Raw genomic sequence first — 15,579 nt, 5'->3', positions numbered from 1 at the left:
GCCAAGGACGGGGCCTCGCGGCCGTGAGCGCTCAGAGCCAAGGCTATGCAACAAAACAGCAGGAGGGCACCGGGTCGAGCAGCAGCTAAGCCAGATGGAACCTTCTTTATAGAAGTATTACTATATAACTACCCCGTAATATGTTATACACTCAAATTATTCTAATGAAAATGCCCTCCAAAAAGATTTTAGGCATTTTTTTGTCAAGGGTAGTTTTTAGTTAAGAGTTGGAAAGAAACACTTACTCACTCATTCAGAATTCCAACAGTTCAGCAATCAACAACTAACAACCAACAGCCAATTATTCAAATGAAAACGGCCTCCAAAAGACATTTGGCAGAAAATGATCCAAGGGTGTTTTCAGATGGCCAACAGCAGCACCGAGTAAACTGTTGCGCCTACCAGAAAAGCCCAGTAGCGGCTTTCACGTTCTTCGGGCAGTTCCTCCTTCAGCACGTTCAGCACCACACCGCCTCCTACAAATGCCATGAGCAGGACGATCACGCTTTGTGGCATCTCCACCAAAAAGCCGGTTAGCCAACCTGCGAGCAAGGCCGTTACTAGCACCCAACGCCCCATGCGGCGGTACATGTGCTGGTGATGGTCCTGCAACCCGAAGTCGTTAACGATAAAATGGAGCGCCATGGCAATGGCAAAAAGCAGCATCTCCTGCACAGGCCCTTCTTCACGCTGAAACAAAATATACCCGATCAGGGCATTGTAAAGTGCAAACGACCCGATATGCACCCAGAACACACCCGGCGAAGCCTGCTCATCTGAAGAATCTTTTTGGTTTTCTTTCCGCGACGACACCACCGAGCGCTCCAGCCCATAAAACACCGCCAGCCCCAGCAGCGCCATCAGGTAAACATGATGCCTCAGAAAAGAAAGTGCCTGCACCGCATCTTCTATGTGCTCCTGCCCCTCATTCAGTTCCGGGAACAGGTGCAGAAACACATACGCCACCGAAACACCACCTGCCCCCGACAACCAGATGCTGCGAGGCAACCCGCTCAGAAACCGAAGTCGCATGCCGAAAAAATGAATTAGCACCAGCGCCAGCACCGGCCAGATAGAAACAGGATGATCCATGTACCTCACCTACTCTGTTAGCCGCTCCGGAGTTACTTATATTGCTGCAACCCTTGACTATTTTCTGGCACTATCACCTTTGGAAGGCTGTTTTTATCTGAATAATTGGTTGCTGGTAATTTATTGGCCGAATTGTTATTTTGGTAGCATTGTGAATGAGTGAGTACTTCTTTTAACTTTTAACTCTGGAAGGGCAGGTTGCAGCAATGTTTCGAAAGTTGCTAAGGTCTATGTAATGTTGCATAGTAACAACCGCCAGCAGGTTGTCAGAGACTTCCAATCTTCATTTAATGTTCAGCTAAAAAGAGAAAAAACAGATAGCCATTTCCGACTTCTGCCTTTTCTCTTTTTAGCTGAAACTAAGGGTATGTGTCCTTTTACTTAATTATCTATCAATAGGAATCATCGTCTTCTTCCTCGCCGAAACTTGGCATGGTAAACATGCCGCTTAGCAGGTCTTTAAACTGGAGGCCGGTGCTTAATTTGTTCTTGCTGATCTGGCTGTGCTCGGCGAGCCCATGCAAGGCAAACTCCATCATAAACAACTTCTCCTGGGCACTTACCTTGGGCTGGCTTTTTTCAACTAGCTCTGCCAGGCCAGGTACACTTTTCAGGCCTTTGGTATACTCCGCATCTGAGGCATCGCTTAGTATATCGAGTTTGTTGCCTTCGCCGAACCAATCCACTACTTTTTTGTAGGGGTTGGTGCCGTTCTTCGTCTTTTTTGCTTTGTCCGGGTCAGGAAAATATTTTAGGAACTGCGATCTGATGGCTTTGCCCATCAGCACCTGCGCCACATGCCCGGCCCCCTCCTGCTCGCCCTCATACACCAGCTCCACTTTGCCTGTTACAGCCGGAATGGTATTCATGAAGTCAGATACACGCACATGAGTCGATGTTTCCCCGTTTAGCAGGGCACGTCGCTCGGCGGCACTTAGCAGGTTCTCGAAGGCAGATATAGTTAAGCGGGCCGAAACACCACTTTTGGCATCTACATACTCGCTTTCGCGCGCCTCGAAGGCAACTTGCTCTATCAGGTCGCTAACCAGGTCGTTGAGCTGCACTACCTGCTCCTGCTCTTGTTTAATATGAGCTTCCTGGCGGGTAATTTTCTTACCTATCTCAATAGATTTCGGGTAGTGCGTAATTATCTGGCTGTCGATGCGGTCTTTCAGTGGCGTTACAATGGAGCCGCGGTTGGTATAATCTTCCGGGTTGGCAGTAAACACAAACTGGATATCGAGTGGCAGGCGCACCTTGAAGCCCCGAATTTGTATATCGCCTTCCTGCAGAATATTAAACAGCGCCACTTGTATGCGGGCCTGCAAATCAGGTATTTCGTTTATAACGAAAATGCCCCGGTGCGACCGCGGAATAAGGCCAAAATGAATAACCCGCTCATCGGAGTACGGTAGTTTCATGGTGGCGGCTTTAATCGGGTCGGCATCGCCTATCAGGTCAGCCACTGAAACATCGGGGGTAGCCAGCTTCTCGGTATAGCGCTCATCGCGGTGCAGCCAGGCAACAGGTGTATCGTCGCCGTGCTCCAGCACCTGGTCCTTGGCAAACCGCGACAAAGGCTGCATGGGGTCATCGTTCAGTTCGGAGCCTTTTACAACAGGAATGTACTCGTCGAGCAGGTCGACCATCATGCGGGCGATCCGGGTTTTTGCCTGCCCCCGCAGCCCCAGCAGGTTAATGTGGTGCATAGAAAGGATGGCGCGCTGCATATCCGGAATAACGGTTTCCTCATAGCCCCAGATGCCGGGAAAAACGTCTTCTTTTCGCTGCAGCCTCCTGATCAGGTTGTGCCGCAACTCCTGCTTTACTGACTGAGGCTCGTAACCGGCCGCTTTCAGCTGCCCCAAGGTTCTTATTTTTAGTAAGTTTTCAGAAGGTATATCTCTGTAGTGCATGTAAGTATAAGTATGTTAGAAGGCAAGTGAAGCACCTGAACAACAGGAGTGGCAGCTATTTATTCAGTGCTTTAGACATAAACGCAGCAATAGCCACCGCAAACGTTGCTCATCCGGTGCTTGCCTGCCCAATTATTAAAAGGTTTTTTTACGGTTTTGCCGGTAATCTTTAAACACTAAATGCCCCAGACCTTTCAGGCTGCTGTAGTAGGCCTGCCCGTTGTTCACTTTCGTAAACTCATCTACGAACTGCTGCAGGTAAGGGTCTGTAGCAATCATAAAAGTCGTAATCGGAATTTTAAGTTTGCGGCACTGAGCTGCCAGGTTTATGGTTTTATTCACCACCTTCCGGTCGAGGCCAAAGCTGTTTTTGTAATACCGTACTCCCTCTTTCAGGCAGGTTGGTTTGCCATCGGTGATCATAAAAATCTGCTTGTTTGGTGTTTTTCGCTTGCGCAGAATGTCCATAGCCAGTTCCAGACCAGCTACGGTGTTGGTATGGTAGGGGCCAACTTCCAAGTAGGGCAAATCTTTTATCTCAATCTGCCAGGCATCGTTCCCGAACACAATCACATCGAGGGTATCTTTCGGGTACTTCTGCTTTACGAGCTCTGCCAGTGCCATGGCTACCTTTTTGGCTGGTGTAATGCGGTCTTCACCATATAAAATCATCGAGTGCGAAATATCGATCATCAGCACGGTAGAGGCCTGCGTCTTGTGCTCTGTTTCAGTTACCTCCAGGTCTTGCTCAGTCAGCATAAAATCAGAAAGCCCGTGGTTTATCTGGGCATTACGGAGCGAGTCGGTCATGGAGATCTGCTCAATGGAGTCGCCAAACCGGTATTCGCGCTGGTCGGTGCTGGCTTCGTCGCCTACCCCGGTATGGGGCGTGGTATGGGTACCTTTCCCACCTTTTTTTAGTTTGCCGAAAATTTCTTCGAGGGCGCTTTTGCGTATCTGCTGTTCACTTTTAGCACTTATTTTAAACGTACCCTGTTGCTGGTCTTCGTTGAGGTAGCCTTTCTTTTTCAGGTCCTCAATAAAGTCGCCCATGCCATACTGGTCGTTGGTAAGGTTATACTGCTTGTCGAGCGAGTTTAGCCAGGCAAGCGTTTCGGCCACATCGCCGGAGGTTATGGTAATGAGCTGCAAAAACAGCTTGAGCAACGATTCGAATCCGTTATTCTCCTCTGGTGCCGGTATATACTCTGAAAATCTAAATCCTAAACTCATAATTAATTTCCTGCTGAAAATATAAGACCAAACAGAAGAAAAAGCTGCCCCTCTAAAAAGGATAGTTGGTATTGCCTACCGGGCACTTACTCTGTTCTGGTCGAAAAACCCACTATTTTACTATACGGCTATGTTAATTACCTGCCGTGAGCCGCATCACAACTCCCCATTAATTTTATTTAAATTTTCCACATGTTCAATCAAAAAATTAATGTCGTGTACCCTATGATGCACAGCAGGGTCATGTTGTCTTCCGGCTTGCTCCTATTACATAGCTCTGCTACCGAGAACGCAGGTTATAATGGCTAGTGTATGTTGCTTCGGTTCTGCACCTGCGGCCTTTGACTTAAACAATTATTTTACAAGACTTGTTTTACTTCGTCCTAAATACCTTTGCATCTGCTGCCTGTGCACGCGCCTGCCGGAGCTGTTCTGCTTATACTAAAGCAAACCTTTAGGTAACGGAATAGTAAATACTAAGCAATAATCATGAAAAAAGAAAATTTACGGCACAAAACTATGAAAGCGATCTGGAATAATGTTGTTGTTGCTGATAGCGACGACACTATAAAAATAGAGGGAAATTATTACTTTCCTGAAAATGGTGTAAACCAGGAGTATCTGGAAAAAAGCCAAACACACACCCACTGCCCCTGGAAAGGAGAGGCTTCTTACTATCACGTAAAGGTCAACGGAGAACTGAACACAGATGCAGCCTGGTATTACCCGGAACCAAAAGAAGCCGCATCAGAGATAAAACACCACATTGCTTTTTGGAAAGGAATAGTGATTAAACAATAAACCTGGATTAAACAGTTAGAATTTGATTAAATCAAGAAAGCCTGCTACAAATGTGGCAGGCTTTCTTGATTTATTTATTTTTTGTCTGATTAGTCTATCCAGCGGAATTTATACTCCAGGCTAGGGGCTTTCATACGCTCCGCTACTCTTTTAAGTCTGTTTGGCAGGGCCATAACATAATCGCGGGCACGTTCGCCAGCCTCATTCAGTCCTGTTACAGTATCTATTTTCCAGTCAACCAGCAGGTCTTCTAAAATTTCGGTATAGTCGTGGGCAGTGTACACACCAATGCGCTGCGCAGCATCTGTAAAATGCCCGAAGGTCTTGCCTATTTCTACTCCAAGCTCACGCATGTAGTGGGCTGGCATTACAATTTTCTTGCGCATCATGTCTTCAAAGGCAAGCATCATTTCGTTTGGATCGGCCTCAAATATTTTGCCTACAAACGATTTATAGGCCTTGGCATGGCGTGCCTCATCGGCCGCCACGTGCCCACAGAGTTTTGCTAACATCAGGTCGCCTTGTTTTTTAGCGATCTGTGCCACACGACGGTGCGAAATATTGGTAGCTGTTTCCTGGTAGCTGGTATAAACAAAGCTGCGGTAAGGGTCGTTGTCTGTCTGCAGATCAAAGCCATCGGCGATAAGATATTGCGTAGAGGCTTCCATTTCGCGCATGTTTATGCGGCCACTCAAGAAAAGATACCTGTTAAGTGCATCTCCGTGGCGGTTTTCTTCAGCAGTCCAGCTTCTGTTCCAACGCATCCAGGGGCTGTCGGGATGTTGCGACAAGCCATCAATTTTCATTAGCCAGCTTTCGTATGTTGGCAAAGCCTCTTCTGTTATCGTATCACCTACCAATACAGCCAGCAGGTCATAAGATAAGTCGCGTGCTCGTTCCCGTAGGTTCTTTACTTCCTCAAAGAAAGTTTCGAAACGTGAATCAGGTAAAAGATCAGCAGGTTGCCAACTATCTTCTACCGACTTGATCAACTCGTTGTACTTTTCTGCAACGAAGTCTTCCATCCATTTCATTACTTCAATACGGGAGGAAATAGTTGTAATCATGTTACCAGGTGTTATTTTAAAAAAATCAAATATACAGATAATATCTCATACATTTTGTTGCTACAGCAATTAAACCGGCATCAAAAAGTTTGTGTTTGCAACTTGTATGTACGTAATAAATGTAAGTTGTTTATTAAAAGAGCTACTTTTCGTTAAATATATTGAAATACAAGAAGTTAATACTTTTACTTACTTCCATAATCCTATTTTAAAATCATTAAATTGTTTAAACAGAGTACTTTAATCTTTGTTTTTATTAACCGACCGACCTCTCTCCTGCTAAGCCCACTGCAGTTTGGCCGGACTATTTAGAACCTGAGAGCGTGCATGCGGAGCAGGTTACTAAATGCAGAGAGAGCAACAGGTTCTGCCGCTCTCTCTGCTAAAAGATTTAATAGATAAAAGGAGTATTAGTATACCATATATTATAAGGAGTTGCGTCTGATTAGGGTAAACGGGTTATGAATTCTCTCTCGTAACTTGTGCTTCATAAGATAAGCCGCTGTTCCACCCATTTTCTCATGGTCAGTGGAAATAACGGTAATACCATTGTCCAGAATTTTTTTAAGTGGCGTATCGTTGTACGAAATCAGTCCAACGTCTTTTCCAAGCTGCAGACCAAGCGAGCGGCTCTGGGTAATCAGGTCGGCCAGGTCAGATTCTTCGAGCACGATGTAGGCTGTTTTTGCTGCCAGTGGTTCTTCTTTAATGCTGCTAACAATGGCATGGTCGAAGTTGGTTTCGCGACAGAAGTGGCGAAAGCCTTTTACGATCTCAATCGGGTACGAAACCTCTTTGGGGTACACCAGCAGCAGTTTGTTGTATTTAGCCAGCAAGTCTCTGCCTGAGTGCAGTGCTGCCCGTATGTCGCGTTCAAAATCCTGGTAAATGGCGGCACAATCGCCTGCATAAGATTCTATGTTCTTGTCGAGGAGCAGCAGTTTTTCAGGCGGAATCAAATCAATGGTTTGCATGGCCACTTCTACGTTGGCATAAAAATGCGGCATAATAACGTAATACTGGTACTTGCCTAAACTCTCCTGGATAAAGTTCTGACAGATTTTGCCGTCGTAATGGTGAATTTGAAGATCGACAACGGCATCTTCGCCCAGGCTTTTGAGCAACGAGTAATATACTGTTTTTTTGTAGGCACTCAGTTTATTAAAGAGCAACAGCACCCGTATCTTGTCTGATGCAAAAGTATGGCTAATGTAGCAGCCTTTGCCTTTAACGGAGCTAATGACACCACGCTTGCGCAACACCTTATAGGCTTTCTCAATAGTGTCTCGCGAGAGGTAATACATTTCGCTGGTCTCGTTAATAGAAGGTATGCGATGACCACGTTTCAAAACCCCTGCCTCGATGTCTGCGATAATTGCATTTACCACCTGTAAGTACTTTGGAGTCGCTGATGCCTCCTCAATCCGGTCCAATAGTTCCATGGGAAAAGAATACGTTTAATTAAACACACTATTAATTACAGCTTGCAGCAGAAAAGGCGTTTTACCACATATAAAAACCAACCTACCTGATGTAACCTTTATGCCATCATCAAGCGCCTTTTGCGCAATCGATTACATATTAAATATTTTTTAACAATTAACAAACGATTGTTCTTTATATATTTTTAAAAACAGATTTTTTTGTTGAAAAACACATATATTAACATTTCACTATATTTAATTATCTCTAAGTTCTGGATTCTTACTTTCGTGCTGATTTTTCCCATATTGGCAATTTATATGGCAAATCGTTACGCAGTGGTGAGCAATCGATTACATAAAATGTTGCGACATTAAACATTATCAGAAGAACCAGAAAATTAACATCCTGAAAAATAAATTGCTTGGTTTTTCATCCAACTCTTTCCTTTCAGGAGTGGCTGCTTGCTGAGGTCGCAACCGCTAATTACGTAGTCTAATAAAGTCAGACAAGAATAGAATTATTTAAATATGAATACCTTATTCATTTAGAAATAATTTTGCACTGACCAGTCTCTAAACCTACCAAAAAATTTAGTTAAACCCTATTTCCATCTAAGCCATTAGTTTTGTTTCCGGCTAAGTACATTGCTTTAACTTTTGTTGAATGGAGGTGTAATTATTCTAATGAAAATGGTCTTCCGAAGAAATTTTAATACATTTTAGCCAAGGGTCTACCTAACTGTTTTATTTGTATGCACATTAGAACCTCAAGGTGAAACACGAGTACCAAGCCACCCTCATCTGTGTTTACCGGAAAAAAGTTGCAAGGGTAGTGTTCAGACTGAACAATTGGGCAGTGGCAGAAGGCTTTACACTACCTGTTAACGACAATGCCGAGCATTTCGGCCAGCTGATTTTCGAACGTTTTAAGAGATCGGATAGTAGTAAGCTGCCTGATTTGCTCATCAGGGTCTGTTACGAGGCGCAGCTTTTCCATTTCTGTTTTTATGAGCAGTTGCACGTTGCGCCATTTCAGGCGAAGCACGGCACGCTCCGCACCATACGGCAGCAGGTCCGACTCATGCGGCACAAAAATCTGATGGGTGGCCCAGTTGTGGCTCAGCTCATGCTGCTCCGACAACAGGCCGATCGCCTCTGCCCTTATTTCCTGATCGGGGTAATTAATAAAGTCTTCGGCAACCGGAATCTTTTCTTCGCACAACTTCTCCTTCACCAGCTCCATCAGGCGGGCATAAAGCGGGGTCCGGAATTCTACATCCTCGAGCTGCTCCAGCATATACTGGCAGGTAGTTATGCCTTCTTCCAGCACGCGGTCGGGGTAGTTGAGCAGCATGCGCACAATTTCGCGTTCGTAGCGTTTGAGCACATCTGTATCAGACTCCTCTTCTTCTGGTTCCGGCTCTGCTGGCAAGGGTGCCTGCTGGCCAAACGAAGTGTTCGGCTTTGGCTGCGGCTGCTGCCGGTCCTGGAGCTGCATTTTGTTGTACTCCGACACGAGCACCTGCTCATCTATATCAAAAATAAGACTGCAGCTCCTGAAGAACACCGACCTTTTAATCGAATCTGGAATTTTGGCGATAGAGCTTACAATCTCGCGGATGGCTTCGGCTTTTTTAACCGGGTTGTCTTTGGTGTCGGCGGCATAGAGGCTGGCTTTAAACGAGATAAAGTCCTGCGCCTGCTGCTGTACATAGCCTTTAAAAGCGGTGTCGCCAACCTTGTGTATATAAGAGTCAGGGTCCTCTCCTTCCGGAAAAGTCACCACGTTCACGTTCAGCCCATTCTCCAGAATCAGGTCGATGCCACGGAGCGAGGCCTTTATACCGGCTGCATCGCCATCGTACAATACCGTAATGTGCTGCGTGTAGCGACCAATCAGTTTAATCTGACCATCGGTGAGCGAGGTTCCGGATGAGGCCACCACGTTATCGATGCCGCCCTGGTGCAGCGAGAGTACATCGAGGTAGCCCTCCACCAGGTAGCACATGTCCTGCATGCGCATGGCCTGCCGCGCCTGGTAAAGCCCGTAGAGCACATTGCTCTTGTGGTAAATCTCCGACTCTGGCGAGTTGAGGTATTTAGGGCTTTTCTTGTCGTTAGACTTGAGCGTGCGGGCACCAAAACCCACCACACGCCCCGACACGTTATGTATCGGGAACATAACACGCCCTCTGAAACGGTCATACCGCTTATCGTCTTTCACAATGGCAAGGCCGGTCGCCTCTAGGTATTGTTGCTTAAAACCGGCTTTCAGGGCGGCATCGGTCAGGTCGGACCAGGCATCGAGGCTGTAACCCAGCTCAAACTTTTTTATGATGGCAGCCGAAAGCCCGCGTTCTTTCAGGTAAGCTTGCCCGATGTTGCCCTGCTCGTGCGAATGAAGATTTTGCTGAAAATGCTTGTTGGCAAAATCAGTGATGATGAACTGACTGTCGCGCTCGTTCTGCTCGCGGTTGCTTTCCGGTGAGGCGGTTTCTTCCGGAATCTCGATGCTGTACTTTTTGGCCAGGTACTTGAGCGCCTCCGGAAAGCTGGTGCCTTCCACATCCATTATAAACTGCACCGGGTTACCAGCCTTGCCGCAGCCAAAGCACTTGTAAATGCCTTTTGCCGGCGAAACCGAGAAAGATGGAGATTTTTCGTGGTGAAAGGGGCAACACGCCCACATGTTCTGCCCCTTTTTCTTGAGCGACACAAAATCGCCCACCACCTCCACAATGTCGGCGCGGGCCATAATCTGGTCAACTGTTTCTTTCGGGATCAGGGACATATCTTTTTCCTTAGCAGGATGACAAAGATAACAGATGCCGGCTAATTAATTCTGAATTTTGGTGGAGGGAAATTGTGGCAGCTAAATTCTTCTAATGAAAATGGCCTTCCGACAAAAAAACCTCCATTTTAGCTCAAGGGTTGATCCGTAATGTCGTTTTTTCTGATTTGAGGTTTTACGGTTGCTAAAAGATTAGAACTTACTTCTAGTGCTAGCAAAACTTCGGCTTTACCTTACAAACAGAAGCATTTCCTGGTTCTGAGCCCTGATAATTAAGGTATTATCTTTTATGGTGTATGAGGAGGCTTTTTCGAGTAGGCGCAGGTAATAGGCATCGAAGGCGGTGTGCAGTGCCGGGCCGCCACGCTTGGTAGAGCCCAGGCTGCCAATGGTCATTTGACCGGACTTTTCAGCTCCGTTAAAGATAGCGGAACCTGCATACAGGTTTACCAGGTTTTCGCCACGCACACTATACGCTTTACCCGTCTGCTGCTCCGGGCTACCGCCTGCACCTGCAAACTCAAGCCAGATGCGGGTACTGTCGGTAGGTGGGGCAACTGTTTTAACAGGTTCTTCCACCCGTACCAGGTACCACTTGCCTAACACCTGATCTGAAGGCTGGCGCTCCGGATCGCCCATTTCGAGGCACGAGGTTACAAGCGCAATGCAAAGCAAAAGCGCAAATACATTAAACTGATAAAGCACCGGCGGATTTTTCATAGCTAAAGTCGGAAGTCTTTATTTATGAGATTCTTAAACTCAGAAAAGGGTTGCAAGCACATCTCTACTATTTATTCTTTTTCTTTTTCCAGATCACATCCTGCAGCTGGCATAAAAGCGGTTCGGGTCATGCTTTCAGAGATTTTGTTCGTATCTTTGCACCGACATTTCGAAAGTCATCCAAAAAAATATGGCTATTACAAAAGAAGATATATTAAAAGCCCTCAGCTATGTAGAGGAGCCCGATCTGGGGAAAGATCTGGTAACCCTGAACATGATAGAGCAGGTGGAGGTTGATGGCAAGAACATTAGCTTCACCGTTATTCTGACCACACCGGCCTGCCCGCTGAAAGACCTGATACGCAATGCCTGCATTACCGCCATCCATACCATGGTCGACAAAGAGGCTAACGTAACTGTTAACATGACCTCGCGCGTTACCTCTGGCCGTACCGGCAGCGGCGATGTACTGAAAGGCGTTAAAAACATTATAGCCGTGGCTTCCGGCAAAGGTGGCGTAGGCAAATCTACGGTTACTACGAACCTGGCCATTGCCCTGGCGCAGTCTGGTGCCAAAGTCGGGCTGATCGATGCTGATATTTCCGGCCCCTCTATACCTACCATGTTTGGCACAGAGCAGATAAGGCCGGGCATGGTACAGGGCGATCATGGCAAAAATTACATTGTGCCGGTAGAGAAATTTGGCATTAAAATGATGTCTATCGGTTTCCTGACTCCCCCGGATAGTGCTGTAATCTGGCGTGGCCCGATGGCCAGTTCTGCCCTGAAGCAGTTTATTTCGGATGTGGAGTGGGGCGAGCTAGATTACCTGCTATTAGACTTGCCGCCAGGCACTTCCGACATTCACCTGACCATGGTGCAGGTGCTGCCGGTAACCGGTGCCGTTATTGTTACCACGCCGCAGAAAGTAGCCTTAGCCGATGCCACTAAGGGTCTGCAAATGTTCCTGCAGCCACAAATTAATGTGCCGGTGCTGGGTATTGTGGAGAATATGGCGTATTTTACACCTGCCGAACTACCTGAGAACAAATATTATATTTTTGGTGAAGGAGGTGGCCAGATGTTGGCAGACAAGTATAATGTGCCTTTGTTAGGGCAGGTTCCGCTGGTGCAGAGCATCCGCGAAAGCGGAGATGCCGGAACTCCTGTCGTTTTACAGAACGATTCTCCGGCTTCCGGTGTTTTCAAAGAGTTAGCCCAGGCCGTAGCCCAGCAGGTATCTGTCCGGAACGCCACACTAGCCAAAACGCAGATTGTAGAAATAAAGAATTAAGATAATGACAGTTACAAACGTAGACAACAATTTTTTACTTCGAATTGAAAGTGCCCTCGATCAGATCAGGCCTTACCTGGAAGCTGACGGTGGCAACGTGAAGGTGCTCGAAGTAACCGATGACATGGTACTGAGGTTAGAATTGCTGGGTGCCTGCGGCTCCTGCCCCATGTCTACGATGACATTAAAGGCTGGTGTTGAGCAGTCGGTACTAAAGGCAGTTCCTGAGATCAGGGCGGTTGAAGCTGTTAACCTGACGCAAGTATAATACGGCTGTAGCCAGATTTTTTCTCTGCCTGAAAATTTAAGCGGGTGCTGTTAGTTTTACTAGCTGCACCCGCTTTGCTTTTAAACGCATACACCAACTGGATTTATGTTTAATTTTTGAAGTTGCCTGTTCCAACTTTAACCAATACCCTTGGCACACCTGAAGTAAATTTCTGTCGGAAGGGCCATTTCATTTAAATAATTGGAAGTATTGAGTAGTAGCCCAGTCAAGTCACAGCATCGAACATAAATTTACACAGACCCATCCTTGAAATTCTCATTTAAATTACCTGACCAAACAGAGACTGCTACGTAAACATAGTTTAATCGGCATATACAGTTGCAGCCATTCTTTCCGTCAGGCAATACTTGTTTGCACTGAAGTATAAAAGTCGGCTGCCGCACCTGAACCTCTTTAACCCTACGCCAACACCATGCTCAAAGCCAACGACCCTTCGCTACACTCCTGGATCCAGATCGCCCCCGACAGCGATTTCCCGATTCAGAACTTGCCTTTTGGCATTTTTCAGACACCCGAAAAAGACCCGCGTGTAGGTGTAGCCATTGGCAACTATGTGCTGGATATGTGCGTGTTGGGGCAGTATAACATGTTTGAGCTCATCGATATTGATCCTACTGTTTTTCACAGGCCATACCTGAACGATTTTATAGCACATGGCAGACCTGTGTGGCGCGCCATCAGAAACAGAGTATCGGAGTTGCTGCGCACCAATAACGAAGAAATAAGCGGCAACAGTGAACTGATGCAGAAGTGCCTGGTAAGAATGACGGATGCCGAAATGCTGCTGCCCGTGAAAGTAGGCAACTACACCGACTTCTACTCCAGCCTGGAACATGCCACCAATGTAGGTCAGCTGTTCCGCGACCCGGACAACCCGCTGCTCCCCAACTGGCGGCACATGCCGGTTGCCTACCACGGGCGCGCCTCTTCTATTGTCGTATCCGGAACACCTATTTACCGGCCAAAAGGGCAAACCAAGGCAGCAGAAGCAGACTTGCCGGCGTTCGGACCTTCGAAGCAACTGGATTATGAACTGGAAGTAGCTTTTATAACGGGCAAAGAAACTGCACTTGGCACCAGCATAGCAGCAGACGAAGCAGATGAGCATATTTTCGGCCTGGTTTTGCTTAACGATTGGTCGGCGCGCGATGTGCAGAAGTGGGAATACGTACCGTTGGGGCCTTTCCTGAGTAAAAGTTTTGCCACCTCCATTTCGCCCTGGGTGGTTACGCTGGATGCACTGGAGCCTTTCCGGGTTAAAGGTCCGGAGCAGTTGCCCAGGCCTCTCTCCTACCTCGACTTTACCGGCCACCGCCACTACGATATTAACCTGGAGGTGCAGCTGCAGCCAGCTTCCGGAAATACCACCACCCTTTGTCACACCAACTTCAAACACCTGTACTGGAACATGAGTCAGCAGCTGGCGCACCAGACCAGCAACGGTGTGAACCTGCAAGTAGGCGACATTTATGCCTCCGGCACCATCAGCGGCTCTGAGCCTGGCTCTTTTGGCTCTTTGCTCGAGCTAACGCGGCAAGGGCAAAATCCTGTTACATTACCAGATAATACCCAACGCAGCTTTCTGCAAGACTACGATACGGTAATAATGCGTGGCTTTTCAGAAAAAGAAGGCATCCGGATCGGTTTCGGTGAAGTTCGCGGACAGGTTTTGCCGGCTGTTTAAGTAGATTTCAGTGTTAAGTTGAAGATTTCCCATTCACGCATTCTCTCATGCACTCATTCAAAATTTCCAAACCAGATGCCTTTTAAAACAATTAACCTGCAAGAGACGCCCTCTTCCGAAGTATATAGTTTGCTTTCGGGAGCTGTTGCGCCGCGCCCGGTGGCGTTTGCCAGTACCACCGATGCAGCAGGCAATGTGAACCTGAGTCCTTTCAGCTTCTTTAATCTTTTTAGCTCTAACCCTCCTATTCTCGTTTTCTCACCGCTCAGCCGCATCCGCGACAACTCCAGCAAACATACCCTCGATAATGTAAAAGCGACAAAAGAAGTTGTGATCCATATCGCCAACTACGAGCTGGTGGAGCAAATGTCGCTGGCGAGCACCGAGTACGATACGCGCGTAAACGAGTTTGTAAAAGCCGGCCTGACAGCAGTGCCAGCCGTAATGGTAAAACCGCCGCGCGTAGCAGAAGCTCCGGTGGCCATAGAATGTAAGGTAAACGATATTATTAGCCTGGGCACCGAAGGCGGAGCCGGAAACCTGGTCATTTGTGAGGTGCTGCTTATACATGTGCAGGAAGAGGTACTGGACGAAAAAGGCCGCATAGACCCGTACAAGCTCGATGCCGTGGCGCGCATGGGCGGCGATTATTACATCAGGGCAAACGGCAACAACATTTTTGTGCTCCCTAAACCATCGCGCCACAAAGGTATGGGCATTGATCAGTTACCTGGCTTTATCCGCAACAGCAGCAGGTTAACCGGCAACAACCTGGCACGCTTAGCCAACCTACCAGCGCCACCCTCTCTCACCGAAGCAGATGAGTTCCGAAAGGAACCGATAGTCGCTTACACCATCAGCAAGTACAGCAGCCAACCAGAAAAGCTGGCGCAGGAGCTGGAGAAACTGGCTCAAAAACTACTCGAAGACAACCAGGTTCAGGCGGCCTGGAAGGTACTGCTGTTAATGCAACCTTAGTGCTATACCCTTGGCTTAACTGAAGCTAAAAAGCTTCAGAAGGGCATTTTCATTCGAATAATCTGAGTTGTTGATTGGTAGTTGCTGATTGTCTAATAGTTAAATGGCTGATTCAAATTAAGAGCAGCAAAGAGTGCGCAGCTCCTGCGAATGTCTGTCCGAAGCAGACGAAAAGCAGAACACCTGTGCTAGAAAAATCTTATATCTCAAGCCCTAAGATACTTTAGCTTTAAAAAGCCTTCTGAAGGTTATTTCTATTAGAATAATTTGTTGCCCCAAAAGCCAAAAAC

Annotated in this window: 12 protein-coding genes; 5 read left to right on the top strand and 7 right to left on the bottom strand. The window is 47.1% G+C overall.

What is annotated here, in order from left to right:
• Positions 1-360: 360 nt before the first annotated feature.
• From FVR03_RS16090 to FVR03_RS16080, 3 genes are all read right to left on the bottom strand, one after another.
• The gene (locus FVR03_RS16090; RefSeq protein WP_147922788.1) at positions 361-1,092 is read right to left on the bottom strand and encodes a ZIP family metal transporter; all 732 of its coding nucleotides are present in this window, start codon (positions 1,090-1,092) and stop codon (positions 361-363) included.
• A 392-nt stretch (positions 1,093-1,484) separates the two neighbouring features.
• Complete coding sequence (locus FVR03_RS16085) at positions 1,485-3,008, bottom strand: sigma 54-interacting transcriptional regulator (protein WP_147922787.1); 1,524 nt, start codon at positions 3,006-3,008, stop codon at positions 1,485-1,487.
• A 135-nt stretch (positions 3,009-3,143) separates the two neighbouring features.
• On the bottom strand, positions 3,144-4,241 hold the full coding sequence (locus FVR03_RS16080; RefSeq protein WP_147922786.1) for a vWA domain-containing protein: 1,098 nt from the start codon (positions 4,239-4,241) through the stop codon (positions 3,144-3,146).
• 489 nt (positions 4,242-4,730) lie between these two features.
• Between FVR03_RS16080 and FVR03_RS16075 the strand changes: the two genes are divergently transcribed.
• Positions 4,731-5,042: a DUF427 domain-containing protein gene (locus FVR03_RS16075; protein ID WP_369410461.1), complete on the top strand. Its 312-nt coding sequence runs from the start codon at positions 4,731-4,733 to the stop codon at positions 5,040-5,042.
• Between the two features lie 89 nt (positions 5,043-5,131).
• Here FVR03_RS16075 and FVR03_RS16070 read toward each other — a convergent pair whose 3' ends face one another.
• The 4 genes from FVR03_RS16070 to FVR03_RS16055 all read right to left on the bottom strand — a co-directional run bounded on the left by FVR03_RS16070 (position 5,132) and on the right by FVR03_RS16055 (position 11,044).
• Entirely contained in the window at positions 5,132-6,109 is a 978-nt protein-coding gene (locus tag FVR03_RS16070; protein ID WP_147922785.1) for an acyl-ACP desaturase, read from the bottom strand.
• Positions 6,110-6,534: 425 nt separating this feature from the next.
• Positions 6,535-7,551 (bottom strand): GntR family transcriptional regulator, encoded by a 1,017-nt coding sequence (locus FVR03_RS16065; RefSeq protein WP_147922784.1) that lies wholly within the window; start codon positions 7,549-7,551, stop codon positions 6,535-6,537.
• Positions 7,552-8,407: 856 nt separating this feature from the next.
• Positions 8,408-10,324 (bottom strand): DNA primase, encoded by a 1,917-nt coding sequence (dnaG, locus tag FVR03_RS16060; protein ID WP_147922783.1) that lies wholly within the window; start codon positions 10,322-10,324, stop codon positions 8,408-8,410.
• Between the two features lie 228 nt (positions 10,325-10,552).
• Positions 10,553-11,044: an META domain-containing protein gene (locus FVR03_RS16055; protein ID WP_147922782.1), complete on the bottom strand. Its 492-nt coding sequence runs from the start codon at positions 11,042-11,044 to the stop codon at positions 10,553-10,555.
• A 190-nt stretch (positions 11,045-11,234) separates the two neighbouring features.
• On the opposite strand from FVR03_RS16055, the gene FVR03_RS16050 reads away from it, so the two are divergent.
• From FVR03_RS16050 to FVR03_RS16035, 4 genes are all read left to right on the top strand, one after another.
• Positions 11,235-12,338 carry an Mrp/NBP35 family ATP-binding protein gene (locus FVR03_RS16050; RefSeq protein ID WP_147922781.1) on the top strand — a complete coding sequence of 368 codons (1,104 nt, stop codon included), beginning with the start codon at positions 11,235-11,237 and terminating at the stop codon, positions 12,336-12,338.
• 4 nt (positions 12,339-12,342) lie between these two features.
• Positions 12,343-12,606 carry a NifU family protein gene (locus tag FVR03_RS16045; protein WP_147922780.1) on the top strand — a complete coding sequence of 88 codons (264 nt, stop codon included), beginning with the start codon at positions 12,343-12,345 and terminating at the stop codon, positions 12,604-12,606.
• Between the two features lie 433 nt (positions 12,607-13,039).
• Entirely contained in the window at positions 13,040-14,311 is a 1,272-nt protein-coding gene (gene fahA, locus FVR03_RS16040; protein WP_147922779.1) for a fumarylacetoacetase, read from the top strand.
• Positions 14,312-14,386: 75 nt separating this feature from the next.
• A complete protein-coding gene (locus FVR03_RS16035; RefSeq protein ID WP_147922778.1) occupies positions 14,387-15,289 on the top strand; it encodes a flavin reductase family protein in 903 nt (300 codons plus the stop codon).
• The last annotated feature ends 290 nt before the right edge of the window (positions 15,290-15,579 follow it).

This window comes from Pontibacter qinzhouensis (assembly GCF_008017455.1).
Taxonomy (GTDB): Bacteria; Bacteroidota; Bacteroidia; order Cytophagales; family Hymenobacteraceae; genus Pontibacter; species Pontibacter qinzhouensis.
The sequence above is the reverse complement of the archived record's forward strand: the minus strand, read 5'-3'. Positions and strand labels throughout refer to the sequence as shown.